The sequence below is a fragment of the Streptomyces poriferorum genome (assembly GCF_019399235.1).
In the GTDB taxonomy this organism is placed as follows: domain Bacteria; phylum Actinomycetota; class Actinomycetes; order Streptomycetales; family Streptomycetaceae; genus Streptomyces; species Streptomyces poriferorum.
Genome location: NZ_JAELVH010000084.1, coordinates 1 through 23,304, shown reverse-complemented (window position 1 = coordinate 23,304; position 23,304 = coordinate 1). Strand labels below are relative to the sequence as shown.

General features: G+C 70.4%; 17 protein-coding genes and 1 pseudogene. 11 read left to right on the top strand and 7 right to left on the bottom strand.

The window, feature by feature from the left end; all coding sequences use genetic code 11:
* Nucleotides 1-145: 145 nt before the first annotated feature.
* Nucleotides 146-3,295: an isoleucine--tRNA ligase gene (gene ileS / locus JGS39_RS16880; protein WP_219569928.1), complete on the bottom strand. Its 3,150-nt coding sequence runs from the start codon at nucleotides 3,293-3,295 to the stop codon at nucleotides 146-148.
* 576 nt (nucleotides 3,296-3,871) lie between these two features.
* Between ileS and JGS39_RS16875 the strand changes: the two genes are divergently transcribed.
* From JGS39_RS16875 to JGS39_RS16855, 5 genes are all read left to right on the top strand, one after another.
* Entirely contained in the window at nucleotides 3,872-4,705 is an 834-nt protein-coding gene (locus tag JGS39_RS16875; RefSeq protein ID WP_219569927.1) for a TraR/DksA family transcriptional regulator, read from the top strand.
* A gap of 222 nt (nucleotides 4,706-4,927) precedes the next feature.
* Nucleotides 4,928-5,590, top strand: coding sequence for a signal peptidase II (gene lspA / locus JGS39_RS16870; protein ID WP_219569926.1), 663 nt, complete (start codon nucleotides 4,928-4,930; stop codon nucleotides 5,588-5,590).
* 23 nt (nucleotides 5,591-5,613) lie between these two features.
* Nucleotides 5,614-6,555, top strand: a complete 942-nt coding sequence (locus JGS39_RS16865) for an RluA family pseudouridine synthase (protein WP_219569925.1) — start codon at nucleotides 5,614-5,616, stop codon at nucleotides 6,553-6,555.
* A complete protein-coding gene (locus tag JGS39_RS16860; protein WP_219569924.1) occupies nucleotides 6,552-7,022 on the top strand; it encodes a GNAT family N-acetyltransferase in 471 nt (156 codons plus the stop codon). The genes JGS39_RS16865 and JGS39_RS16860 overlap by 4 nt, the downstream gene beginning before the upstream one ends.
* Nucleotides 7,023-7,160: 138 nt before the next feature.
* Entirely contained in the window at nucleotides 7,161-8,747 is a 1,587-nt protein-coding gene (locus JGS39_RS16855; protein ID WP_219569923.1) for a Na+/H+ antiporter, read from the top strand.
* A 24-nt stretch (nucleotides 8,748-8,771) separates the two neighbouring features.
* Here JGS39_RS16855 and JGS39_RS16850 read toward each other — a convergent pair whose 3' ends face one another.
* Nucleotides 8,772-9,896, bottom strand: a complete 1,125-nt coding sequence (locus tag JGS39_RS16850; protein WP_219569931.1) for a mechanosensitive ion channel family protein — start codon at nucleotides 9,894-9,896, stop codon at nucleotides 8,772-8,774.
* Nucleotides 9,897-9,947: 51 nt separating this feature from the next.
* Here JGS39_RS16850 and JGS39_RS16845 point away from each other — a divergent pair, with 51 nt between their 5' ends.
* A complete protein-coding gene (locus JGS39_RS16845; RefSeq protein ID WP_219569922.1) occupies nucleotides 9,948-10,526 on the top strand; it encodes a dienelactone hydrolase family protein in 579 nt (192 codons plus the stop codon).
* Nucleotides 10,527-10,587: 61 nt separating this feature from the next.
* Here the strand turns inward: JGS39_RS16845 and JGS39_RS16840 are convergent, their stop codons facing one another.
* The 4 genes from JGS39_RS16840 to JGS39_RS16825 form a co-directional block, all read right to left on the bottom strand.
* Nucleotides 10,588-11,550: a zinc metalloprotease gene (locus JGS39_RS16840; RefSeq protein ID WP_219569921.1), complete on the bottom strand. Its 963-nt coding sequence runs from the start codon at nucleotides 11,548-11,550 to the stop codon at nucleotides 10,588-10,590.
* A 391-nt stretch (nucleotides 11,551-11,941) separates the two neighbouring features.
* Complete coding sequence (locus JGS39_RS16835; protein ID WP_219569920.1) at nucleotides 11,942-12,757, bottom strand: DsbA family protein; 816 nt, start codon at nucleotides 12,755-12,757, stop codon at nucleotides 11,942-11,944.
* Nucleotides 12,758-12,807: 50 nt separating this feature from the next.
* Complete coding sequence (locus JGS39_RS16830; protein WP_219569919.1) at nucleotides 12,808-13,539, bottom strand: hypothetical protein; 732 nt, start codon at nucleotides 13,537-13,539, stop codon at nucleotides 12,808-12,810.
* 125 nt (nucleotides 13,540-13,664) lie between these two features.
* Nucleotides 13,665-14,990: a DUF2252 domain-containing protein gene (locus tag JGS39_RS16825; protein WP_219569918.1), complete on the bottom strand. Its 1,326-nt coding sequence runs from the start codon at nucleotides 14,988-14,990 to the stop codon at nucleotides 13,665-13,667.
* 171 nt (nucleotides 14,991-15,161) lie between these two features.
* Here JGS39_RS16825 and dnaE point away from each other — a divergent pair, with 171 nt between their 5' ends.
* Nucleotides 15,162-18,698 (top strand): DNA polymerase III subunit alpha, encoded by a 3,537-nt coding sequence (gene dnaE, locus JGS39_RS16820; protein ID WP_219569917.1) that lies wholly within the window; start codon nucleotides 15,162-15,164, stop codon nucleotides 18,696-18,698.
* A gap of 93 nt (nucleotides 18,699-18,791) precedes the next feature.
* Here the strand turns inward: dnaE and JGS39_RS16815 are convergent, their stop codons facing one another.
* A complete protein-coding gene (locus tag JGS39_RS16815; RefSeq protein ID WP_148017758.1) occupies nucleotides 18,792-18,971 on the bottom strand; it encodes a hypothetical protein in 180 nt (59 codons plus the stop codon).
* A 260-nt stretch (nucleotides 18,972-19,231) separates the two neighbouring features.
* Here JGS39_RS16815 and JGS39_RS16810 point away from each other — a divergent pair, with 260 nt between their 5' ends.
* From JGS39_RS16810 to JGS39_RS16795, 4 genes and pseudogenes are all read left to right on the top strand, one after another.
* Entirely contained in the window at nucleotides 19,232-20,560 is a 1,329-nt protein-coding gene (locus tag JGS39_RS16810; protein WP_219569916.1) for an NYN domain-containing protein, read from the top strand.
* A 154-nt stretch (nucleotides 20,561-20,714) separates the two neighbouring features.
* Nucleotides 20,715-21,689 carry an ABC transporter ATP-binding protein gene (locus tag JGS39_RS16805; RefSeq protein WP_219569930.1) on the top strand — a complete coding sequence of 325 codons (975 nt, stop codon included), beginning with the start codon at nucleotides 20,715-20,717 and terminating at the stop codon, nucleotides 21,687-21,689.
* Nucleotides 21,690-21,780: 91 nt separating this feature from the next.
* Nucleotides 21,781-22,662 carry an ABC transporter permease gene (locus JGS39_RS16800; RefSeq protein ID WP_306069796.1) on the top strand — a complete coding sequence of 294 codons (882 nt, stop codon included), beginning with the start codon at nucleotides 21,781-21,783 and terminating at the stop codon, nucleotides 22,660-22,662.
* Nucleotides 22,663-22,696: 34 nt separating this feature from the next.
* Nucleotides 22,697-23,304 (top strand): annotated as a pseudogene (locus tag JGS39_RS16795) (ABC transporter permease); the annotation flags it as partial.

The window sequence follows — 23,304 nt, the reverse complement described above, 5'->3', positions numbered from 1 at the left end:
GGCGGGCCCTTCCCGTATCCCGGGCCTCCGCCCCGGACGCCGCGCCTCAATCGCCGGCGAGGCCGGATTTCCCGCGGAGCCCCGGGATACGGGAAGGGCCCGCCCGGACCACATGGTCCGGGCGGGCCCTTGTACGCGCTGCGGGCTAGCCCTCCGTCTTGCGGAGGCGGAACGTCAGGGCCAGGCCCTCGTCCTCGAAGGGCTCGCCGTACGTCGGGTCCGCCTCGCCCTCGGCGTAGTCCAGGGCCAGGACCTCGTCCGAGATGAGCGACGCGTGCTCGGTCAGGGCCTCGGCCGTCGCGGGCGAGGTGGACGTCCATCGGACGGCGATGCGGTCTGCCACGTCCAGGCCGCTGTTCTTGCGCGCCTCCTGGATCAGGCGGATCGCGTCACGGGCCAGGCCCGCGCGCCGCAGCTCCGGGGTGATCTCCAGGTCCAGGGCGACCGTCGCGCCCGAGTCGGACGCGACCGACCAGCCCTCGCGCGGGGTCTCCGTGATGATGACCTCGTCGGGGGCCAGGGTGATCAGCTCCCCGTCGACCTCCACCGACGCCGTGCCCTGGCGCAGGGCGAGCGACAGTGCCGCCGCGTCCGCGTTCGCGACGGCCTTCGCCACCGCCTGGACACCCTTGCCGAACCGCTTGCCCAGGGCCCGGAAGTTCGCCTTGGCCGTCGTGTCGACCAGTGAGCCACCGACCTCGGACAGGGAAGCCAGCGAGGAGACGTTCAGCTCCTCCGTGATCTGGCCGTGCAGCTCGGGGGAGAGGGCTTCGAAGCCCGAGGCCGCGACCAGGGCGCGGAGGAGCGGCTGGCGGGTCTTGACGCCCGACTCGGCACGCGTGGCGCGTCCCAGCTCGACCAGGCGGCGGACCAGGGCCATCTGCGTGGACAGGCTCGGGTCGATCGCCGACAGGTCCGCCTTCGGCCATGTGGAGAGGTGCACCGAGGCCGGGGCGTCCGGGGTGACCGGCGCGACGAGGTCCTGCCAGACCCGCTCGGTGATGAACGGGGTCAGCGGGGCCATCAGCCGGGTGACCGTCTCGACGACGTCGTGCAGGGTCCGCAGCGCCGCCTTGTCGCCCTGCCAGAAGCGGCGGCGGGAGCGGCGTACGTACCAGTTGGACAGGTCGTCCACGAAGGCGGACAGCAGCTTGCCGGCACGCTGGGTGTCGTAACCCTCCAGTGCCTGGGTGACCTGGTCGACCAAGGCGTTGAGCTCGCTCAGCAGCCAGCGGTCCAGGACCGTGCGGTCGGCCGGAGCCGGGTCGGCGGCCGAGGGCGCCCAGTCCGACGTACGGGCGTACAGGGCCTGGAAGGCGACCGTGTTCCAGTACGTGAGGAGCGTCTTGCGGACGACCTCCTGGATCGTGCCGTGGCCGACGCGGCGCGCCGCCCACGGGGAGCCGCCCGCCGCCATGAACCAGCGGACCGCGTCGGCGCCGTGCTGGTCCATCAGCGGGACCGGCTCAAGGGTGTTGCCCAGGTGCTTGGACATCTTCCGGCCGTCCTCGGCGAGGATGTGGCCCAGGCACACCACGTTCTCGTAGGACGACTTGTCGAAGACCAGCGTGCCGACCGCCATCAGCGTGTAGAACCACCCGCGCGTCTGGTCGATGGCCTCCGAGATGAACTGCGCCGGGTAGCGACTCTCGAAGATCTCCTTGTTCTTGTGCGGGTAGCCCCACTGCGCGAACGGCATCGAGCCCGAGTCGTACCAGGCGTCGATGACCTCGGGGACGCGGTACGCCTCCAGTTGGCAGCTCTCGTGGGAGCAGGTGAACGTGATCTCGTCGATGAACGGCCGGTGCGGGTCCAGGCCGGACAGGTCGGTGCCGGTGAGCTCGGTGAGCTCGGCGCGCGAGCCGACGCAGGTGAGGTGGTCGTCCTCGCAGCGCCAGATCGGCAGCGGTGTGCCCCAGTAGCGGTTGCGGGACAGGGCCCAGTCGACGTTGTTGTTCAGCCAGTCACCGAAGCGGCCGTTCTTGACCGACTCGGGGAACCAGTTGGTCTTCTCGTTCTCTTCGAGGAGCCGGTCCTTGACCGCGGTCGTGCGGATGTACCAGGACGGCTGCGCGTAGTAGAGCAGCGCGGTGTGGCAGCGCCAGCAGTGCGGGTAGCTGTGCTCGTACGGGACGTGGCGGAAGAGCTTGCCGCGGGCGGCCAGGTCCTCGGTGAGCGTCTCGTCGGCCTTCTTGAAGAAGACGCCGCCGACCAGCGGCACGTTCTCCTCGAAGGTGCCGTCGGGTCGGACCGGGTTGACCACCGGCAGGCCGTACGCCTTGCAGACCAGGAGGTCGTCGGCGCCGAAGGCGGGGGACTGGTGGACCAGACCCGTACCGTCCTCGGTGGTCACGTACTCGGCGTTGACGACGTAGTGCGCGGGCGCCGGGAAGTCGATCAGGGCGAACGGGCGCTCGTAGGTCCAGCGCTCCATCTCGCGGCCGGTGAAGGACTGGCCGGTGAGCTCCCAGCCCTCGCCGAGCGCCTTCTCGACGAGCGGCCGGGCCACGACGAGGTTCTCCTCGCCGTTGGTCGCGACGACGTACTCGACCTCGGGGTGCGCGGCGACCGCCGTGTTCGAGACGAGGGTCCAGGGGGTCGTCGTCCAGACCAGGAGGGCCGCCTCGCCGGCCAGCGGGCCGGAGGTCAGCGGGAAGCGTACGAAGACCGAGGGGTCGACGACGGTCTCGTAGCCCTGGGCCAGCTCGTGGTCGGAGAGTCCGGTACCGCAGCGCGGGCACCACGGGGCGACGCGGTGGTCCTGGGTGAGCAGGCCCTTGTTGAAGATCTCCTTCAGGGACCACCAGACGGACTCGACGTACTCGGGGTCCATCGTGCGGTACGCGTCGTCGAGGTCGACCCAGTAGCCCATCCGGGTCGTGAGCTCGGTGAACGCGTCGGTGTGCCGGGTCACGGACTCACGGCACTTGGCGTTGAACTCGGCGATGCCGTACGCCTCGATGTCCTTCTTGCCGTTGAACCCGAGCTCCTTCTCGACCGCGAGCTCGACCGGCAGACCGTGGCAGTCCCAGCCGGCCTTCCGGCCGACGTGGTAGCCCTGCATGGTGCGGAAGCGCGGGAAGACGTCCTTGAAGACGCGGGCCTCGATGTGGTGGGCGCCCGGCATGCCGTTGGCGGTCGGCGGGCCCTCGTAGAAGACCCACTCGGGGCGGCCCTCGGACTGTTCGAGGCTCTGGCTGAAGACCTTGTTCTCGCGCCAGAAGTCGAGCACGGCGTGCTCCAGCGCGGGCAGGTCGACCTGGGCGGGTACCTGGCGGTACTGCGGCGATGTCATGTGCGGGCTTCCTCCGGCGGACGTTTTCCACTTCCGTCGGAGGGACGAGAACCGTTGCCGGATCCCGCGGTACCACCCTCCTTGGCCCCGGGCGTGCCGCCCGTGGCCCCCTCATTGGGGTGCGATGCCGGTTCTACTGGCTCTGGGCCCGTGGGCGGATCCCACTGTCCCGAGCTTTCTTCCGGCGGCTCCGGGGTGATCTTCACGGCGCGCTAGCCCCCGGGCTTCCACCGTCCCCGGGTCGCTCTGGGCTGCGTACGACGCTACTCGTCCCATCCATGCCTCTCGCTGAGGCCAGTGTACGGGCCGCGGGGGGCGGCGGCCGACCGGATTTCCGGAGTCCTCGGCGTGACCCGAATGGCCAGACGGGGCGCATCGGGTCGCGGCGGTGCCCGGCGGGCGGCCGGAAGGCGGATTACCGGGCGGGGAGCTGGGCACAACGGTTTCAGGCGGGCGGTGATCCGGACACGGGGAGGGGCGATGCGGCGGCGTGCCCCGTTGCCGCGGGGCTGGGGTCGACTTATCGTCCCAGCACGACTCGCGAGCAAGATCACAATGCGTGAAGGGGCCGCGGCCATGGTGGCGAAGAAGACTGCCGCAGACAAGACGGCGTCGGCGAGATCCACGGGCGCGGCTGCCGGGGAGACGACGGGAGAGACCGGCCGGGAGGGCGCGTCGGACGCGGACGCGCCGACCGGGCCGGAGCACGCGGCCGCTGAGACCACCGCGGCCACGAAGAAGGCCGCGAAGAAGGCCGTCAAGAAGGCGACGGCCAAGAAGGCGACAGCGAAGAAGACCGCGGCCAAGAAGACCGCGGCGAAGAAGGCCGCGGCCGGGAAGACCACGGCCGAGAAGGCTTCGAAGAAGGCCGCCGACGCGGCCACGGGGGCGGCCGAGGCCGCCGAGCAGACGGGAGCCCACACGGTGGTAGCCAAGAAGAGCGCGGCCAGGACCCGGCCGGCCGGCCGGAGCACCGCACCCGTGCCCCCGGCACGGGCCGCGGCGACGGCCCCGGGAGAGCTGGCCGTACGGCCGGGAGAGGACCCCTGGACGCCGGAGGAGGTCGCGTCCGCGCGCACCGAGCTGACCGGCGAGATCACCCGGCTGCGCAACGAGCTGGAGGCTTCGGGCCTGGCGCTGGCCGGCCTGATGCGGGACTCGGGCGACGGGGCGGGTGACGACGAGGCGGACACCGGCACCAAGAACATCACCCGCGAGCACGAGATGTCGCTGGCCGCCAACGCCCAAGAGATGCTGGAACAGACCGAACGGGCGCTGGCCCGGCTCGACGCCGGCACGTACGGACTCTGTGAGATCTGCGGCAATCCGATCGGCAAGGCGCGGATGCAGGCGTTCCCCCGGGCCACCCTCTGTGTCGAGGACAAACAGAAGCAGGAGCGACGCGGCTGATCGCCACCCGTGTGTCGTACCCTCGTCCTCAGTCGGGAACCAGTGCCGGGGCAGACAACGTCTGCCCCGTCGCGACGCCCGGCACGCACTCTCGCCGCACCGGCCGAAAGCCCGAGTACGTCCCGTACGAGGACCTCCGGACGGCACGCCGAGAGCACGCACCGGACGCCGCTCCTTTGCGGGCAAACGTTGCCCGCCGCGGCACTAGGTTGAGGGACTCACGTGGCAGAGGCGGAGCGCATCATCGGTACGCCGGACATCCCTGAGGCTGAGGGGCACGAAGGAGCCGAGCCGGAGCAGGCGGACGGGAAGGTGTCCCCGGAGGCCGCCGAGCCGGCCGGACAGGACGCCGGGGACGCCGAGAACGGGGAAGCGACGGTCGACCGGTCGCCGGCCACACGCCGGCGCCGGATCATCCTGCTCTTCTCCGTCGCCGTCCTCGCCTACCTGCTCGACCTGGGCAGCAAGATGCTCGTGGTGGCGAAGCTGGAGCACCAGGAGCCGATCGAGATCTTCGGCGACTGGCTCAGGTTCGACGCGATCCGGAACGCGGGCGCCGCGTTCGGCCTCGGCGAGGCCTTCACGATCATCTTCACCATCATCGCGGCGACCGTCATCGTGGTGATCGCCCGTCTCGCGCGCAAGCTGTACAGCCTGCCGTGGGCGATCGCGCTCGGCCTGCTGCTCGGCGGAGCGCTCGGCAACCTCACCGACCGCATCTTCCGCTCGCCCGGTGTCTTCGAGGGTGCGGTGGTGGACTTCATCGCACCCGCGCACTTCGCCGTCTTCAACCTGGCGGACTCCGCGATCGTCTGCGGAGGCATTCTGATCGTGCTGCTGTCCTTCAAGGGCCTGGACCCCGACGGCACCGTGCACAAGGACTAGGCCATGCAAGGCATACTCGACAGGTGAGTACGCAACCCGAGATCCGAACCCTGCCCGTACCCGATGGCCTGGAAGGCGAGCGCGTCGACGCCGCCATCTCCCGCATGTTCGGGTTCTCCCGCACCAAGGCCGCCGAGCTGGCCGCCGCCGGGAAGGTGCAGGTGGACGGTTCGGTGGTCGGGAAGTCCGAGCGGGTGCACGGCGGTGCCTGGCTGGAGGTCGAGATGCCGCAGGCTCCTGCTCCGGTGCAGATCGTCGCCGAGCCCGTCGAGGGCATGGAGATCGTCCACGACGACGACGACATCGTCGTGATCATGAAGCCGGTCGGTGTCGCCGCGCACCCGAGCCCCGGCTGGACCGGTACCACCGTCATCGGCGGTCTCGCCGCGGCCGGGTACCGGATCTCGACCTCCGGCGCCGCCGAGCGCCAGGGCATCGTGCACCGGCTCGACGTCGGCACCTCCGGCCTGATGGTCGTCGCCAAGTCCGAGCGTGCCTACACCCTGCTGAAGGCCCAGTTCCGCGACCGGGTCGTCGAGAAGAAGTACCACGCGCTGGTCCAGGGCCACCCGGACCCGATGAGCGGCACCATCGACGCCCCCATCGGACGCCACCCCACCCACGACTACAAGTGGGCCGTCGTCGCCGAGGGCAAGCCGTCGGTGACGCACTACGACCTGATCGAGGCGTACCGCGCCGCCAGCCTCCTGGACATCAAGCTGGAGACGGGCCGCACCCATCAGATCCGGGTGCACATGTCCGCCCACCGCCACCCCTGCGTCGGTGACCTGACCTACGGTGCCGACCCGACCATGGCCAAGCGCCTCGGCCTGACCCGGCAGTGGCTGCACGCGGTCCGGCTCGGCTTCGAGCACCCCTCGGACGGCAGCTGGGTGGAGTTCTCCAGCACCTACCCCGACGACCTCAAGCAGGCCCTCGACAGGATCGCGGCCGAGAGCGAATGACCTCCTGCACCACTCGCACGGTCACCGGTGAGCAGGACCTCGCCGCCTGCTTCCGGATCCGCAAGGACGTCTTCGTGGGCGAGCAGAACGTGCCCGAGGAGATCGAGTACGACGCCTACGACGCGGACGCGGTGCACGTCATCGCCGTCGCCGCGGACGGCGCGGCGCTCGGCACCGGCCGGCTGCTCCACGGCCCGGCCGTGGCGGCGAAGACCGGCGGCGATCCGGCCGTCGGCTCGCTCGGCCGGCTCGCCGTGACCAAGGAGGCACGCGGGCTCGGAGTCGGCGCGGCACTGGTGCGGGCCATCGAGGACGCAGCGCGCGAAATCGGCCTGACCGCCGTCGACCTGCACGCCCAGACCCATGCGCTCGGCTTCTACGAGCGGCTCGGGTACGTGGCCTACGGCCCCGAGTTCCCGGACGCGGGCATCCCGCACCGGGCGATGCGCCGCACCGTGGACGCGTAGGGCCTCCCGCCCGGATCGTGCCGGGCCAGCGGGGCCCGCAGTGGGGCCGTTGTCCGGATTGTGGTGCCTGCGTGGCAGGCTTGAGCCCCAGGCCGGCCGGTCTCCGAGGCCGGTTCGGCGCGCTTCGGAAGGCACCTCGTGGATCAAATGGCCCTGCTGCTCCTGTTGTTGCTCGGAGCCGTGGTCACCGTGCCACTGGGGGACCGGCTCGGGCTCCCGGCGCCGGTGCTGATGACCCTCGTGGGCGTCGTGATGGCCTTCCTCAGCTTCGTTCCGAACGTGGACATCCCGCCGGAGATCATTCTTCCCGCGCTGCTGCCGCCGCTGCTCTACGCCTCCGTGCAGCGCACCTCCTGGCGGCAGTTCGCGGCCAACAAGCGGCCGATCTTCCTGCTGGCCGTCGCCCTGGTCTTCCTCACCACGGCGGCCGTCGCCGCCGTGGCCGACGCGATCATCCCCGGACTGCCCCTCGCCGCGGCCGTCGCGCTCGGTGCGCTCGTCGCCCCGCCCGACCCGGTCGCGGCCACCGCCGTCGCCGGATCGGTCGGACTGCCCCGCAGGCTCATCTCGATCCTGGAGGGCGAGGGGCTGTTCAACGACGTGACCGCGATCGTGCTTTACCACGTGGCGATCGCCGCGGCGGTCAGCGGCAGCTTCTCACTGCCCGAGGCGTTCGGGCTGCTGGTCCTGTCCGCCGTCGTCGCCGTGGCGGTGGGCGCCGCGCTCGGCTGGCTGACCATCAAACTCATGGGCCTGCTGGGCGATGCCACCCTCCAGGTCGGGCTCACGCTGCTGGTGCCGTTCGTCAGCTACGTACTCGCCGAAGAGCTGATGGGCTCCGGTGTGCTCGCGGTCCTGACCACCGCGCTCTTCCTCGCCGAGCACACCGCCGACGCCGACGACGTCCTCGGCAGGCTCACCGGCCGTACCTTCTGGGAGATCGTCGACACGCTCGTCACGGGTGTCGCCTTCGGGCTGATCGGCCTCGAACTGCACAACGTCTTCGGCACCGCAGACGGTCGCCGACTGGAGCTGACCGGCTGGGCGCTGGCCGTCGTCGCCGTCGTCGTCGGCGTACGGCTGCTCTATCTGCTCCCCGCGACCTGGCTGGCCAAGCGGCTGCACACCCGCCGCGACGTCAGCGAGGACATCCCGACCAGCTGGCGGGAGACAGTGATCATGTGGTGGGCCGGGATGCGCGGCGTGGCCTCGGTCGCCCTCGCGCTCGCCATCCCGCTGAAGACGGATGACGGGAAGCCGTTCCCGGGCCGCGACGAGATCGTCTTCATCGCCTTCGCCGTGATCATGGTCACCCTCGTCTTCCAGGGCCTCACGCTTCCCTGGCTGGTGCGGCGGCTGGGGGTGCGGGCGGATGTGGACGCCGAGGCCGCACTGGAGCGGGACCTCGCGATCCGTGCCGCCAAGGCGGCCAAGCAGCGGCTCAAGGAGATCCAGGAGGTCGAGGAGTTCCCCGAGGACGTCGTGGAACGCCTTCAGCGGCTGGCCTACGACGTCGGCGCGCGGATCAGCCCCGACATGGTCGACGAGGAGCGGCGTGAGGCCTACGCCCAGCGCACCGAGCGGTTCAAGGCGGTCAGCCGGATTCAGCGCGAGATGATGTCGGCCGCCCGCCACGCGGTGCTCTCCGCGCGCAGCGAGGCCGGTGCGGATCCCGAGGTGGTCGACCGGGTCCTGCGGCAGTTGGACGTACGCAGCCTGCGCTGACCGTCCGCCCCGGCGTCCGGGCGGTCAGCCGCGGCCGGTCCGCGGCGCCCTGCCCCAGCCCGCCGGCTTCTCGTCCATGTCGCCGTCCGCGGTCGGCCACGCGTCGCCCGGCGGCAGCGTCGCGGGGGCCGTGGCGATCCGCGGCAGCGCGTACGGATGGTGGTCGCGCAGCCAGCCGATCAGCTGCTCACGGACCGCGCAGCGCACCGTCCAGATGTCGTCCGCGTCCTTCGCCGTGACCACCGCGCGCACCAGGATCGTGGAGGGGGTGGTGTCGGTGACCGCCAGCGACCAGTCCCGGCCGTCCCACGCGGCGCACTCGCCCAGGATGTCCCGCAGCTGTTCGCGCATGGCGGCGACCGGCGCCGCGTGGTCGAGGTGGAAGAAGACCGAGCCGGTCATCTGGATCCCGCCGCGCGACCAGTTCTCGAAGGGCTTGCTGGTGAAGTACGAGACCGGCATCGTGATCCGCCGCTCGTCCCAGGTCCGGACCGCGAGGAAGGTCAGCGTGATCTCCTCGATCGTGCCCCACTCGCCGTCGACCACCACCGTGTCGCCGATCCGCACCATGTCGCCGAAGGCGATCTGCAGGCCCGCGAAGAGATTGCCGAGCGTGGACTGGGCGGCGACACCCGCGACGATGCCGAGGACACCCGCGGAGGCCAGCATCGAGGTGCCGACGGTCTGCATGGCGGGGAACGTCAGGAGCATCGCGGCGACGGCGACGGTCGTCACGATCGCGATGACCACCCGTTGGATCAGCGTCACCTGGGTCCGTACCCGGCGTACCCGCGCCGGATCGCGGGTGTTCGCCGCGTAGCGCGCGTACACCGAGTCCACCACCGCCACGGCGATCCGCACCACCAGCCAGGCCGACGCCCCGATCAGGACCAGCGTCAGCACCTGCCCGATGCCCGTCCGGTGGTCGCGGACCAGGTCGAGCCGCGTGTGCGTGTACGTGGCCCGCAGCAGCGCCGTGCCCAGCGTCAACTGGAACGGGATCCGGCATTGCCGCAGCAGACCCCACAGGGGTGTCTCGTGGTGCCGGCCGTCGGCGCGCCTGAGCAGCAGATCGAGCAGCCAGCCCGCCGCCAGCGTGATCACGGCGGTACCGCCGAGGACGATCAGCGGGCGCAGTACGTTCTCCATGCTCTCGCTCTCCATGCTCTCGACTCAGCCTCGACCTTCTTGAATGGCACCATGGGACTCATGAACATCATGCTTTTCCACTCGACGTACGGTCTGCGCCCCGCGGTGCACGCGGCAGCCGACCGGTTGCGCGCCGCCGGGCATGAGGTGCACGTGCCCGATCTCTTCGGGGGACACACCTTCGAATCCGTCGAGGAGGGGCTCGCCTTCAAGGAGGAGACGGGCAAGGAGGAGCTGCTGAAGCGGGCCGTGCTGGCCGCGGCGCCCTACTCCGACCGCGGGCTGGTCTACGTGGGCTTCTCGCTCGGCGCGTCCGTCGCCCAGACGCTGGCGCTCGGGGACGCGAAGGCGCGCGGGCTGCTGCTGTTCCACGGCACGTCGGACATCGCCGAGAACGCCTCGGTGGACGAGCTGCCCGTCCAGCTGCACGTCGCCGACCCGGACCCGTTCGAGACGCACGACTGGCTGAACTCCTGGTATTTGCAGATGCAGCGGACCGGTGCGGATGTCGAGGTCTACCGGTACCCCGGTGCGGGGCACCTGTTCACCGACGCCGAGCTGCCGGACTTCGACCAGGCGTCGGCCGAGCTGGCGTGGAAGGTGGCGATCGGCTTCCTCGCCACCCTGTGAGTACGCGGAAGGGCCCCGCGCGGGGACCGGCGCGGGGCCCTTCGGACGCTACGGAGCGGGATCAGCCGCGGTACGCGGTCCAGCTGTCGCTCATCCGCTGCACCTGGCCCGCGGTGAACTGGTACATGCAGGAGTCGTAGGTGTAGTCCATGAAGTTGTGGATCGGGTCGACTCCGGTCTTGTTGGTGCAGGTGTCGCGCCCGGTCGGGCACTCGAACGCGGCACTCTTCTCCGCGGGGGTGTCGGAGACGTAGTCGCCGTTGCCGCTACAGCCGCCCTGGAACGTGTGGTAGAGCCCCATCCAGTGGCCGACCTCGTGCGTCGCGGTGTCGCCCTGGTTGTAGTTGGCGGCCGAGCCGCCCGGGAGTGAGGCGTCCAGGATCACCACGCCGTCCATGGAGGGGCTGGAGCTGTAGGAGCTCGGGAAGGTCGCCCAGCCGAGCAGTCCGCCGCCGAGGTTGGCGGTGTAGACGTTGAGCGCGTTCTTGCCGCCCTTGCGCAGCGCCGTCTTCATGGACTTCTCGGCGGACGTGCCGTCGGAGAGGTTGTACCAGGAGGCGTTGTCCGTGTAGTCGGTGCCGGCCAGTGAGAACTGGAAGCCGGTGGGCGAGTTGCCGGTGCCCTGTCCGCCGTAGGCGGCGTTCAGCACGCTCATCTGGCTGCTGATCTGGGCCGCGGAGAGCTTGCCCGTGGTGCCGGAGTGGATGACGTGGAAGTAGACCGGGACGGTCGCGCCTGCGGCGAGCGTGGAACCGGTGACCCGGCGCTCGGCGACTCTCTGCTTCAGCTGCTTGTCGATGGCCGCGGCCTGGGCGGTGGTCAGCTCGTTGGGGTCCGCGGCGTGCTTCGGGCCCGTGGGGCGGGACTCGCGGGCGGTGGCGGAGGCCGGGGTGCCGGCGCAGGCATCGGCCGACGCGGCCGCGGTGGCCCTGCCGGACGCGGCGGAGGCGCCGGAGGAGACGGTGAGGGGTGCCAGGGCCAGGGTTCCGGCCAGGACGGCGGTGCCGATCGCACGGTGGCGCATACGCGGGGATATACGGGTAAGAGTGCGCACAGGGTCTCCTAGCGGATGTGTGGGGGAGGGATTTCCTCACCCGCCGCCGGGGAGATTACGTGGGCATGTCATATGCGCGGGAGAATCGATCCGGCCCAATCATTCAGGGTGCGAATCGGCACAACGGGAAGAAAATCTTCTGCCCGCTCCGGAGTTTGGGAGACGGGCGTCATCTACCGGGTCGTCCCGGTGGCCGGTGTGTCCGCATTGGATCCGTCCGGAACGCCGCCCGACGCGGGGCCGTCATCCGCCGGCAACACAGTCCGCGGTGGCCGGATCCGGACGGTCGGACGCGCGGCACAAGCGAAGAGGCGGGCGAACCCGACTGGTTCGCCCGCCCCTTCGCGTGAGTCCGGCCGGCTCAGCCCTTCAGCGCGGCGGTGATCGCGGTGTTGAAGTCCGCCACCGTCATCGGGGCGTTCTTGTTGTCCGAGCCGGTCAGCGCCTTGCCGTCCATCTTCAGCGTGGGCGTGCCCTGGACACCGCTCTTGTCGAAGGCGGCGGACATCTTCATCGCCCAGGCGTCGTACGTGCCGTCCTTGACGTTCTTCTGGAAGGCGTCATTGCCCTTCAGCGCGTCGACCGTGTCGGCGACCTTGATCAGGTACGAGTCGTCCTTGAACTTGTCCTCCGTCTCCTGCGGGTGGTACTTCGCGGAGTAGAGGGCGTACTTGTAGTCGAGGAAGGCCTCGGGGCTCACGTTCAGCGCGGCGCCCAGGGCGCTCAGCGCGTTCTTCGAGCCCTCGCCGTTGTCGCTGTTGTCGATGAACGTGGCACCGACGTACTTGACCTTGTACTTGCCGGCGTCGACGTCCTTGTGGACGGTCTCACCGACCGTCTGCTCGAACGTGGCGCAGATCGGGCAGCGGGAGTCCTCGTACAGCTCCAGGGTCTTCTTGGCGGTCGACTTGCCGACCACCACGGTCGTGCCGTTCTCGCCCGAGGTGTTCTTCGGCGCGGTGACGTTCTTGGCGTCGCCGGCCTCGTCCCAGTGGCCGGGCTTGTTCAGCTGCATCACGCCGTAGGCGCCGCCACCGATGACCGCGAGGGCGGCGACGACTGAGACGCCGACGACGACCTGGCGCCGGGTCCTGTCCTTCTTGGCCTGGCGCTCGCGCTCCTCGCGCAGCCGCTCGCGGGCGGCGGACTTGTTGGCCTGGCTGTTGCGCTTGCTCATGATCGGTTCTCCGTGGGTGCGTGGTCGTACGTCGTCAGGGACTTGCGTGCTCAGGCGGTGGCACAGGCCGAGCGCGGCGGTCCCCTCCGTCCCACGGAGTGCACCAGGAGACGGGTGTGGGCGAGCAGATGCGGGCCGGGACCGGCGGCAGGGGCCTCGGTGCGTGCGAAGCGGCGGACCGCCCCCGCCACGGCAACCGCGATCAGCAGCGGCCGGAACGCCAGCAGCGCGAACGCGCCCAGCAGCCCGGCGAGCGCCAGCTCACCGCGGTGCAGCCAGGCGGCGGCGAGCAGCCCGACCGTCACATGCGCGGCCAGCAGCAGCCACGGCACCAGGGGCCCGGGCGACGCCAGCAGCGCGGCAGCGCCGTGCCCTCCGGCCGTCACCGAGGCCAGCGGGGTGCCCACCTCACCGACACCGCCGAGCCGAGCCGCGCCCGTCCCGACATCGCCCCCGCCGCACAGCACATCGACGCCGACCGACCGCAGCGGCCCCGCGATCGGGCCGCCCGCCGCGCCGTAACAGAGGTGCTGACCGGTGGTGAAGACGGTGTCGGTGGCCAGCTCCAGCGGCACCAGCAGTCCGGCGATGGCCCCGAAACCACGCTCCCGGCCGGCCAGCGCGTAGGCCGTCGCGAAGACGGCGCCGGCCAGCACGGCGACGAGGGTCAGCGGCAGCGGGACCCGGGAGAGCAGCACGTGGGAGGCAGCGGAGAGCGTCACGACGAGCGCTGTGAAAAGCGCCGCGCGTACGACTCTGAGCTGCGTCCCGGAGATATCCATCGTCAGGGAGTGTCGCATGTGAACCTGTAAGCCAGCCCTAAAGGGCCTGGGCACTGTGGGAAGGCTTACGGCCTGTCGTCCGGATCGGGCCCCGCTCCCCGATCGGCCCGATCCGGACGAATGCCCTACAGCCCCGGGATGCGGCCGTTGCGGAAGAGGTCCACGAAGATCTGGTGGTCCGCGCGCGCCCGGGCCCCGTAGCTGTGGGCGAAGTCCACCAGCAGGTCCCCGAAGCCCTCCTCGTCCGCCGCGATCGCCGCGTCGATCGCCCGCTCGGTGGAGAACGGCACCAGCGAGTGGCCGCTCTCGTCGTCCGCCGCGGAGTGCATCGTCGCCGTGGCCCGGCCGAGGTCGGCGACGACGGCCGCGATCTCCTCGGGCTCGTCGATGTCGGACCAGTCCAGGTCGACCGCGTACGGCGAGACCTCGGCGACCAGCTGACCGGCCCCGTCGAGCTCGGCCCAGCCCAGCCACGGGTCGGCGTGGGCCTGGAGCGCGCGCTGCGAGATCACCGTGCGGTGCCCCTCGTGCTGGAAGTAGCCCCGCACCGCCGCGTCCGTGATGTGCCGGGAGACGGCAGGCGTCTGCGCCTGCTTGAGATAGATCACGACATCGTTCTCCAGGGCGTCGCTGTTGCCCTCCAGAAGGATGTTGTACGAGGGCAGCCCGGCCGATCCGATGCCGATCCCGCGCCTGCCGACGACGTCCTTGACGCGGTACGAGTCCGGGCGGGTCAGGCTCGACTCCGGCAGCGTCTCCAGATAACCGTCGAACGCGGCGAGGACCTTGTAGCGCGTCGCCGCGTCGAGGTCGATCGAGCCGCCGCCCTCCGCGAACCGGCGCTCGAAGTCACGGATCTCGGTCATCGAGTCGAGCAGCGAGAACCGGGTCAGCGAGCGGGCGACGCGCAGGGCGCCCAGCAGCGGCCCGTCGGCGGTGTCCAGCGTGAACGGCGGCACCTCGTCGTTCTTCGCGCCCGTCGCCAGCGCGTGGATCCGCTCGCGGTAGGCCGCCGCGTAGACCCGGACGAGCTCGGTGATCTGGTCGTCGCCCAGCGCCTTCGCGTAACCGATCAGGGCGACGGAGGCGGCGAAGCGCTTGAGGTCCCAGGTGAAGGGGCCCACATACGCTTCGTCGAAATCGTTGACGTTGAAGACCAGGCGCCCGTTGGCGTCCATGTACGTGCCGAAGTTCTCCGCGTGCAGATCGCCGTGGATCCACACCCGGCCGGTGCGCTCGTCGAGATACGGGCCGCCGTGCCGCTCCCGCTCCAGGTCGTTGTAGAAGAGACACGCCGTGCCCCGGTAGAAGGCGAACGCGGAGCCCGCCATCTTGCGGAACTTCACGCGGAAGGCAGCCGGATCGGCGGCCAGCAGCTCACCGAAAGCGGTGTCGAAGACCTCGAGGATCTGCTCCCCGCGCTGCGCTGCGCCGGTCTGCGGTTCCGACATCTCTGGGTGCCTCCTGGTACCTGGCCTGCATGACGACGTACATGACAAAACGGACGGGTGTCCTCGCCCTTCCAACGCGCGACCGTATCGCGGAGTGCCCGTCACTCGTGACCCGGGAGACGTAGACTTCCACGCTGTCCCCCTCGACTTCCCCCCCGGAGGCACAGCGCCGTGACCAAGCCGCCTTTCACGCACCTTCACGTCCACACCCAGTACTCGCTGCTGGACGGTGCCGCGCGGCTCAAGGACATGTTCGAGGCCTGCAACGACATGGGTATGTCCCATATCGCGATGACGGACCACGGCAACCTGCACGGCGCGTACGACTTCTTCCATTCGGCCGCCAAGGCGAACGTGACACCGATCATCGGCATCGAGGCGTACGTCGCTCCGGAGTCGCGCAAGCACAAGCGGAAGATCCAGTGGGGCCAGCCGCACCAGAAGCGGGACGACGTCTCCGGTTCGGGTGGTTACACCCATAAGACGATCTGGGCGTCGAACGCCAAGGGGCTGCACAACCTCTTCAAGCTGTCCTCGGACGCCTACGCCGAGGGCTGGCTGCAGAAGTGGCCGCGCATGGACAAGGAGACCATCTCCCAGTGGTCCGAGGGCCTGCTCGCGTCCACCGGCTGCCCCTCGGGCGAGGTGCAGACCCGGCTGCGGCTCGGACAGTTCGACGAGGCGGTCCAGGCGGCCTCCGACTACAAGGACATCTTCGGCGAGGGCAAGTACTTCCTGGAGCTGATGGACCACGGCATCGAGATCGAGCGCCGGGTCCGTGACGGGCTCCTCGAAATCGGCAAGAAGCTGAGCATCCCCCCGCTCGTGACGAACGACTCGCACTACACCTACGCCAGCGAGGCGACCGCGCACGACGCGCTGCTCTGCATCCAGACCGGCAAGAACCTCTCCGACCCGGACCGCTTCCGCTTCGACGGCACGGGCTACTACCTCAAGACGACGGACGAGATGTACGCCGTCGACTCCTCGGACGCCTGGCAGGAGGGCTGCGCCAACACCCTGCTGGTCGCGCAGCAGATCGACACCACCGGGATGTTCGAGAAGCGCGACCTGATGCCGAAGTTCGACATCCCGGACGGCTTCACGGAGATCACCTGGTTCCAGGAGGAGGTCCGCGTCGGGATGAACCGCCGTTTCCCGGGCGGGGTCCCCGAGGACCGGCAGAAGCAGGTCGAGTACGAGATGGACATCATCATCCAGATGGGGTTCCCGGGGTACTTCCTGGTCGTCGCCGACTTCATCATGTGGGCCAAGAACAACGGCATCGCGGTCGGCCCCGGCCGAGGCTCCGCCGCCGGTTCGATCGTCTCGTACGCGATGGGCATCACCGACCTCGACCCGATCGAGCACGGACTGATCTTCGAGCGCTTCCTCAACCCCGAGCGCGTCTCCATGCCCGATGTCGACATCGACTTCGACGAGCGCAGGCGCGTCGAGGTGATCAGGTACGTCACCGAGAAGTACGGCGCCGACAAGGTCGCCATGATCGGCACCTACGGCAAGATCAAGGCCAAGAACGCGATCAAGGACTCGGCCCGCGTCCTCGGCTACCCGTACGCGATGGGCGACCGGCTCACCAAGGCCATGCCCGCCGACGTGCTCGGCAAGGGCATCGACCTCAACGGCATCACGGACCCCAAGCACCCGCGCTACAGCGAGGCCGGCGAGATCCGGGGGATGTACGAGAACGAGCCGGACGTACAGAAGGTCATCGACACCGCGAAGGGCGTCGAGGGCCTGGTCCGGCAGATGGGCGTGCACGCCGCGGGCGTCATCATGTCCAGCGAACCGATCGTCGACCACGCCCCGGTCTGGGTGCGGCACTCCGACGGCGTCACCATCACGCAGTGGGACTACCCGCAGTGCGAGTCGCTCGGCCTGCTGAAGATGGACTTCCTGGGGCTGCGCAACCTGACGATCATGGACGACGCCATCAAGATGGTGAAGTCCAACAAGGGCGTCGACCTGGAGATGCTGGCGCTGCCGCTGGACGACCCCAAGACGTACGAACTGCTCTGCCGGGGCGACACGCTCGGGGTGTTCCAGTTCGACGGCGGGCCGATGCGCTCCCTGCTGCGCCAGATGCAGCCCGACAACTTCGAGGACATCTCCGCCGTCTCGGCCCTGTACCGGCCGGGCCCGATGGGCATGAACTCGCACACGAACTACGCCGAGCGCAAGAACGCCCGCCAGGAGATCACTCCGATCCACCCGGAGCTGGAGGAGCCGCTCAAGGAGGTCCTCGGCCTCACCTACGGCCTGATCGTGTACCAGGAGCAGGTACAGAAGGCCGCCCAGATCGTCGCCGGGTACTCGCTCGGCGAGGCCGACATCCTGCGCCGCGTGATGGGCAAGAAGAAGGCCGACGAGCTGGCGAAGAACTTCGTCCTGTTCGAGGCGGGCGCCAAGAAGAACGGCTTCTCCGACGCCGCGATCAAGGCGCTGTGGGACGTGCTGGTCCCGTTCGCCGGATACGCCTTCAACAAGGCGCACTCCTCCGCGTACGGCCTGGTCACCTACTGGACCGGATACCTCAAGGCCAACTACCCCGCCGAGTACATGGCGGCGCTGCTCACCTCGGTCAAGGACGACAAGGACAAGTCGGCCGTCTACCTCAACGAGTGCCGGCGCATGGGCATCAAGGTGCTCCCGCCGAACGTCAACGAGTCGGAGTCGAACTTCGCCGCACAGGGTGACGACGTCATCCTCTTCGGGTTGACGGCCATCCGTAACGTCGGCCAGAACGTCGTCGACTCGATCATCCGGTGCCGCAAGGCGAAGGGGAAGTACAGCAGCTTCCCCGACTTCCTCGACAAGGTCGAGGCCGTGGTCTGCAACAAGCGGACCGTGGAGTCGCTCATCAAGGCCGGCGCCTTCGACGAGATGGGCCACACCCGCAAGGGCCTGGTCGCCCACCACGAGCCCATGATCGACAACGTGGTGCAGGTCAAGCGCAAGGAGGCCGAGGGGCAGTTCGACCTCTTCGGCGGCGGTGAGGAGGACAGCGACGAGCCGGGCTTCGGGCTCGACGTGGAGTTCTCGGACATCGAGTGGGAGAAGTCCTATCTGCTGGCCCAGGAGCGCGAGATGCTCGGGCTCTACGTCTCCGACCACCCGCTCTTCGGCATCGAGCACGTGCTGAGCGACAAGTCCGACGCGGCGATCTCGCAGCTCACCGGCGGTGAGCACAGCGACGGCGCGATCGTCACCATCGGCGGCATCATCTCCGGCCTCCAGCGCAAGATGACCAAGCAGGGCAACGCCTGGGCCATCGCCACCGTCGAGGACCTGGCCGGCTCGATCGAGTGCATGTTCTTCCCGGCCACGTACCAGCTGGTCTCCACCCAGCTCGTCGAGGACACCGTCGTCTTCGTCAAGGGGCGGCTCGACAAGCGCGAGGACGTGCCCCGGCTGGTCGCCATGGAGATGCAGGTCCCCGACATCTCCAACGCGGGCACCAACGCCCCCGTGATCCTGACCATCCCCACCGTCAAGATCACCCCGCCCATGGTGAGCCGGCTCGGCGAGGTGCTCAACAGCCACCGGGGCGACACCGAGGTACGGATCAGGCTCCAGGGCCCCCGCAAGACCACGGTCCTCCGGCTCGACCGGCACCGGGTGAAGGCCGACCCGGCGCTCTTCGGCGACCTGAAGGTGCTGCTCGGCCCGTCCTGCCTGGCCGGCTGAGCGATCCGTCCGTACACGCACGGGAGGGGCGCCCCGCGACAGCGGGTGCGCCCCTCCCGGCTACCGGCCTGTGGCCGTACCGGAGAAGTCCGGTCAGTTGTGGCCGAAGCGCCGCTGATGCTTACGCGCAACATCGGCAGGGCTGCCCTGGGACTGGGCCTGGGGCTGGTTCTGCGACTCGAAAGCCGTGGAACGTGCCTCCTGCGCACCGCGCTCCGACTCGGAGGCGCGATCCTGCTGGCTGCCCTGCTTGCGGTTCTTGTTCTTGGCCATGGTGTTCCTCCTATAAGGACTCTCGGGGCCAGGACCGCTGTCAGATTCACATAATCGGATAAACCCCGCATGTTGGATCATTACCGTGCGTAGCGAGGGGGTATGATGCGCCGTTTTCCGGATCCGCCACGCCGATGATCCAGTTCCGGCCGTCAACCCTCGCGCGGTCGGGCAGACTCGAAGGAAACCCTGAGTAAGCGGATCCGTGCCTTCAGCCAAGACCGGACCCGCCGGACCCGTTCCCGAATTCCTGGAAGAGGGTGGAACGCGTGGACCGTTGCGTCGTCCTGGTGGACGCCGGCTACTTGCTGGGCGCAGCCGCGAGTCTGCTGGCCGGAGAGCCCGCCCGGTCCCGCATCACCGTCGACCACGCGGCCCTGATCCAGGGCCTGCGGGAGCGGGCCGAGGCCGATACGGAACAGCCCCTGCTGCGGATCTACTGGTTCGACGGCGCCCCCGACCGCGTACCGCAGCCCGAACACCGCAGACTGCGCGTCATGTCCCGGGTGACGGTTCGGCTGGGCGCCCTGACGCGCAGTGACGGGCGGTGGGCGCAGAAGGGCGTCGACGCGGCGATGCACGCCGAGCTCACCGAACTCGCCAGGAACCGGGCCTGCTCGGACGTCGTCCTGGTGACCGGTGACGGGGATCTGCTGCCCGGCCTGATGTCCGCCAAGGAGCACGGCGTCGCCGTCCACCTCTGGGCCGTCCAGGCCGCCGACGGCGACTACAACCAGTCGGAGGACCTGGTCGCCGAGGCCGACGAGCGGCGCGTGCTGGACCGTGCCTGGATCACCCGGGCCGTACAGGCCAAGGAGACCGGCGGTTCGTGCGCCCCGCCGCCCGCCCCGCGCAATCCCGAGATCGCCGCGATCCTCTCCGCGCCCCTGCCCGAGGCGGCCCTCGCGGCCTCCGCCGAGCGGGCCTCCCAGGCCCAGGCCGAAGCCGCCGCCCATGTGGGAACGGCCGCGCCGCCCGACGAGGGCGCCGGCCACACCGCGCACGGCCACGGCGGCCGAGGCGTCCCCACCCCGAAGGACCTCGCCGGCACCCTGCGCGGCCCCGCAGACCGGGCGGACCGCCAGCACTCCGCCCCACCGCCCGCCAACGCGACCCTGCGCTGGTCCTCCGACCGGGGCTGGGTGGAGCGCGGCGGCCCCCTCGGCGAACCGCCCGAGACCGCCTCGCTGCCCACGCTCGCCCAGCTCACCAGCGCCGAGCAGCGCTGGGCGGACCGGGAGGAGGACATCACCACGGTCGGCGGCGACCCCTTCGAAGTGGGCCAGGTCTTCGCCCGGCGCTGGATGGAACGCCTGCCGGAGACCGTCCACCTGCAGAAGCTGTCCACGATGTACCCTCGCGTCCCGCACCGCATCGACGGCGAACTCCTGCGGTACGCCGCCCGCTTCGGGCTGCTCGCCCACAAGGACGACCAGATCGACGAGCACGACCGGTACGCGATCCGGGCGGGATTCTGGCGCGAGATCGACGTACGGGCCGCGGGGGAGCATCCCCCGGCGGGCGAGAGGCACCCCACGGCGGCTTCCGCTGCCGGGAAGCCCGGGAACGCGGCGTCGTCCGGGGACTGAGCCCGCATCGGTACCCGAGGCACTCAACCCGGTCGCTGTTCGCGGCGTTGATGTCCGATCGGTGCGGCCCCGGGCGTAATGCGGGTGCCCGGACCCCGTACCCTCGTACCTCGTGAGTACGGGCACAGCACAGGCGCAGTCGGCGAACGGCACCGTGTGCGCGGTGCGTGATCTGGTCAGGACCTACCCCGCGGCCCGGGGCCGGCGCGGCACCCCCGCCACACCCGAGGTCCGTGCCACCGACGGCATCAGCCTGGACATCCGGCGCGGCGAGATCTTCGGCCTGCTCGGCCCCAACGGTGCCGGCAAATCCACCCTCGTACGACAGCTCACCGGACTGATGCGGCCCGACTCGGGCAGCGTCGACATGCTGGGCCACGACCTCGTCCGCCACCCGGAACGGGCCTCCCGGCTGATCGGCTACCTCGGACAGGAGTCGACCGCGCTCGACGAGCTGACCGTCGGGCTCGCCGCCGAGACCACCGGACGGCTGCGCGGACTGCCGGTGCGCGAGGCCCGTGCCGAACGCGACGCGGTGCTCGGCGAGCTCGGCCTCGGCGAACTCGCCGGCCGTCCCCTGAAGAAGCTCTCCGGCGGGCAGCGACGGCTGGCCTGTGTCGCGGCCGCGCTGGTCGGGGAGCGGCCGGTACTCATCCTCGACGAGCCGACGACCGGCATGGACCCCGTCGCCCGGCGCGCCGTCTGGGCCGCCGTCGACCGGCGGCGTGCGGAGCGCGGCGCGACGGTGCTGCTGGTCACCCACAACGTGATCGAGGCCGAGACCGTCCTCGACCGCGTCGCCGTCATGGAACGCGGCAAGGTCATCGCCTGCGACACCCCGGCCGGACTCAAGGAACGGGTCGCGGGCGAGGTCCGGGTGGAACTGGTGTGGCGCGAGCGGGCGCCGCTGGACGTGCCCGAGGTCGCCGCCCTCCAGGCGTCCGCGCAGGAGTCCGGGCGCCGCTGGGTGCTGCGGCTCGGACCGGACGAGGCGCGCGCGGCGGTCGCCGCCGTGACCGGCGGCGCGGCCTTCGCCGCACTCGACGACTTCACCCTGGCGACGCCCAGCCTGGAGGACGTCTATCTGGCGCTCGGCGGGGACGCGGCCAAGGGACTGGTGAAGGCATGAGGCGATGCCGGAGCAGCGCGGTGGCCACAGTGGCCGAAACGGACCGGTGCGGGTGTGCGGCCGGGCAGGGACCGAACAGGAGCAGCGCCAGGTGACGAGCATCGTTCCTGCGGAAGCGGTGTCCGGCCACGCCGGGCAGACGGGCCGGACGGGGCAGAGAGAGCCCCACGGCCTGCCGGGTCCGGCCGGTGACGACGACGGCGCACCGGGCCCCTCGCCCGCGCCGCTGGCGCCGCGCGCCCGGCTCTTCCCCTCGCTCGCCGCGGTCTACCGGGCCCAGCTGTCCCGGGCCAGGGTCGCCCGGATCCCGCTGCTCTTCGTGGCGACCTTCCAGTCCATCGGGATCATGGTCCTGATGCGCGGAGTCGTCGACGGGGGCTCCGAGGCCCGTGCAGTGGTGGCCGGATCCAGCGTCCTGGTCGTCGCCTTCGTCGCGCTGAACCTGCTCGCCCAGTACTTCGGGCAGCTGCGGGCCGGCGGCGGACTCGACCACTACGCCACCCTGCCGGTGCCGCCCGCCGCCGTGGTACTCGGCGCGGCCGGGGCGTACGCCTCCTTCACCGTGCCCGGCACGATCGTGACGGCTGTGACCGGCAGCATGCTGTTCGGGCTGCCCATGACCCACCTGTGGGTGCTCGTCGCCGTCATCCCGCTCTCCGGGGCGGCCCTCGCCGGACTCGGCGCCGCCCTCGGGCTGCTCGCGCCGAGGCAGGAACTCGCCACCCTGCTGGGACAGCTCGGCATGTCCGCGGCGCTGCTGCTGGGCGTGCTGCCCGCGGCCCGGCTGCCGGAGCCGATCGGCTGGGCACGCGACCTGCTGCCCTCCACATACGGTGTCGAGGCTCTCTCCCGCTCCTTCGACGCCCACCCCGACTGGGCCGTCGTCGCCCTCGACCTCGCCGTCTGCGCCGTCGTGGGCGTCCTCTCGCTCGCCGTGGCGACCTGGGCGTACCGCAGGGCAGCGGTCCGGTGAGGCGCGCCACAGGGACGCCTGGCACGATGGCACGGTGACAGCACCTCTGACGCCGCCGCACCAGCCCTCGCCCCACGAGGCGGTTCCGGCGGCTCCCACCTCGGAACCCCGTCGCGGTCGCCGGAGGAGGGGGAACTCCGTACGGAACTGCGCCGGGCGGCGCTCGTCGCCGTCGCCGTGACGGTCGCCGGTCTCGCGCTCGGGCTGCTCTGGCTCTGGCTGGCGCCGCGCGTTCCGCTGGTCTCCGACGACACGGCCGTCTTCCTCAGCGACAGCGAGGGCGAGGAGGCGATCGGCGCCGACGGCACGTTCGCGCTGCTCGCGCTGGCTTTCGGCGCGGTGTCGGCGGGGCTGGTCTTCTGGTTCCACCGGAAGGGCGGGATCGCCCTCGTGGTGGCACTCGCGGTGGGCGGCGTACTCGGTTCGCTCGTGGCGTGGCAGCTCGGTACCCGGCTGGGACCGACCGACGACGTGGTCGCGCACGCGCGCGAGGTCGGCAAGGGCGTGATCTTCGACGCGCCGCTGGAGCTGCACGCGAAGGGGGCGTTGCTGGCGTGGTCGTTGGCGGCGATGGCCGTGCATCTGGGGTTGACGGCGGCGTTCGGGCCTCGGGATCCGGAGCCGGAGTGGGGGGTGTACGGG

Coding starts and splice junctions, on each gene's coding strand:
- JGS39_RS16825 (WP_219569918.1), bottom strand. CDS start 14,990: ATGTCGGAACCGCAGACCGGCGCAGCGCAGCGCGGGGAGCAGATCCTC.
- JGS39_RS16850 (WP_219569931.1), bottom strand. CDS start 9,896: ATGGAGAACGTACTGCGCCCGCTGATCGTCCTCGGCGGTACCGCCGTG.
- JGS39_RS16835 (WP_219569920.1), bottom strand. CDS start 12,757: ATGAGCAAGCGCAACAGCCAGGCCAACAAGTCCGCCGCCCGCGAGCGG.
- JGS39_RS16860 (WP_219569924.1), top strand. CDS start 6,552: ATGACCTCCTGCACCACTCGCACGGTCACCGGTGAGCAGGACCTCGCC.
- JGS39_RS16875 (WP_219569927.1), top strand. CDS start 3,872: ATGGTGGCGAAGAAGACTGCCGCAGACAAGACGGCGTCGGCGAGATCC.
- JGS39_RS16840 (WP_219569921.1), bottom strand. CDS start 11,550: ATGCGCCACCGTGCGATCGGCACCGCCGTCCTGGCCGGAACCCTGGCC.
- JGS39_RS16815 (WP_148017758.1), bottom strand. CDS start 18,971: ATGGCCAAGAACAAGAACCGCAAGCAGGGCAGCCAGCAGGATCGCGCC.
- JGS39_RS16845 (WP_219569922.1), top strand. CDS start 9,948: ATGGGACTCATGAACATCATGCTTTTCCACTCGACGTACGGTCTGCGC.
- JGS39_RS16830 (WP_219569919.1), bottom strand. CDS start 13,539: ATGGATATCTCCGGGACGCAGCTCAGAGTCGTACGCGCGGCGCTTTTC.
- ileS (WP_219569928.1), bottom strand. CDS start 3,295: ATGACATCGCCGCAGTACCGCCAGGTACCCGCCCAGGTCGACCTGCCC.